This window comes from Streptomyces sp. PTL18, from assembly GCF_059510295.1.
On the sequence record NZ_JCAJZO010000089.1, the window covers coordinates 1 to 1,899 of the forward strand.

Below are 1,899 nucleotides of genomic sequence, written 5' to 3' on the forward strand. Positions count from 1 at the left end.
AAGGCCGTCTAAGGCATGACCAGCGCATTTCGTCGGTGCTCCACCCCTTCACGGGCAAGCCGAACTTGCGCCCACATGGCCGGGTCACACCCGGAGATCATGGGGCTCTGTCGCCGCTACTGGAGCTGTGGCTCACCCGGCCCGCAGCGGACGACAGGCAAGCCTCGGACAGCATGGCCGAGATGCTCCTGCATGTGTTCGGCCTGTCCCGAGGCCCGCGGCGCACTCTTCCCACTGCAGCCTGACGAGGACGCCGTGCCCCTCGGCTTCACAGGCGGATGGGCAGGTGGCGGGGGCCGCGGAGCATCGCGTTCTGCCGGTAGGCGGGCGGGTCCTGAACCAGGCTTGCCGTCCCGAGACGGGGAAGCAGCGCGCCAAGCGCGGCGTAGGCCTCGACACGGGCCAAGGGTCCGCCGTAGCAGGCATGAATGCCACTGCCGAAGCCGAGGTGCTGGTTGTCCAGGCGGGCGGGGTCGAACCGGTCGGGGTCGGGGAACCGTCGGGGGTCGCGGTTGCCTGAGGCCAGGGCCAGGATGACGGAAGCGCCTTGGGGGACGGGCGTACCGGCGACGTCCATGTCGGCGTGCGGGATGCGCTCGCGCATATGGACGGGGGGCTCGTACCGCAGCAGTTCCTCCACCGCACGCGGGAGCAACTCCGGTTCCCGGCGCAGCCGGTCCAGCTGCTCGGGCTGGCGCAGGAAGGTGAGGGCGCCGTTCGTGATCAGGTTGACCGTGGTCTCATGTCCGGCGATGAGGAGCAGTACGGCGGTTTCCGCGAGTTCCTCTTGGGTGAGCCGCAGGGCCGGGTCCGGCTCGTTGACGAAGGCGGAGAGCATGTCGTCGCCCGGCTTGCCGCGGCGCTGCTCGGCGAGGTTCAGCAGGTAGCCGCCGATCTCCATCCGTGCCTGGTCGCCGGCCTTGTCCGGCTCGCTGGAGTCGTCGTCGGGCCTGACGTCGGCGGCTGCGACGATCGCGTCGGACCAGGCCCGGAAGAGCGGCTCGTCCTCGTGCGGCACGCCGAGCAGGTGGCAGATCACGGTGACGGGCAGCGGGTAGGCGAAGTCGTCGACGACGTCGATCTGGTGCCCAGCCTCGAACGGCTCCAGCAGTTCCTTGGTGATCCGGTCGATCTCGCCGCGCATGCCGTCGATCCGGCCCGGGTTGTGCGGGGGCCCGAAGGGCCGCATGGCCAGGGTGCGCAGCCTGTGGTGCTCGGGGTCGTCGAGCCGCAGGAACGGCGGCTTGTGGGTCGCCTCGCCACGGGTGCGGGGATCGGCACTCATCCGTGGGTCGTGGAGCAGAGCGGCGATGTGGTGGTAGGTGCCGATCAGGTAGCTGCCGTCGGCCTGCGGCACCACGGGACCGGCCTCGCGGAGTTCCGCGTACAGCGGATAGGGGTTGGGACGGCTGGCGTAGTCGGTGATCCGTGCCAGCAAGGTCGCGGAGTCCATGGTGGCTCCTCGTAGGGGGCGGGATGTGGGCTACACCACCGTCAGCCGGCGGTCGGGAAGGTGACCGGTGAGCGCGACGGTCGGGCCGTGGGACAGGACGGAGGGGTCGGGTACGGCGGAGGGGATCGGGACGTCGGCCGCGATCGCGCGGTCCTGCGCGCCGGGCGGGGGCGGGAAGGGAGCGGCGGTCTCGATCAGGTACCGGTAGTAGTCGAGCACCTTGGCCATGTCGACGGTGACCGCGGCGGTGACCCGGCCCTGGTAGCCGTAGACCATCGCCAGACGGCGTGCCTCCAGGGAGCCCTGGGCGATGACCACGTGGTCGGAGTAGGTGGGCACGCCGACCGACTTGATGTTGAGTCCGAACTGGGTCGACCAGAACACCGGGATGGCCAGGTGCGGGCGCCGCAGCGGCCCGGGGCTGACCATGTTGTGTGCGGCCACCT

2 protein-coding genes are annotated in these 1,899 nt (G+C 70.4%); both read right to left on the reverse strand.

Annotation, left to right across the window (positions count from 1 at the left end; translation table 11 throughout):
* Positions 1-268 precede the first annotated feature (268 nt).
* Positions 269-1,453 carry a cytochrome P450 gene (locus AC5WS8_RS39050; protein WP_496108221.1) on the reverse strand — a complete coding sequence of 395 codons (1,185 nt, stop codon included), beginning with the start codon at positions 1,451-1,453 and terminating at the stop codon, positions 269-271.
* Positions 1,454-1,483: 30 nt separating this feature from the next.
* Positions 1,484-1,899, reverse strand: a 416-nt coding sequence (locus AC5WS8_RS39055) for an oxidoreductase C-terminal domain-containing protein (protein WP_496108222.1), incomplete at its 5' end; no start/stop codon positions are given.

Bases quoted from the DNA above. Each gene is read 5' to 3' on its own strand.
- AC5WS8_RS39050 (WP_496108221.1), bottom strand. From the start codon at position 1,453: ATGGACTCCGCGACCTTGCTGGCACGGATCACCGACTACGCCAGCCGT.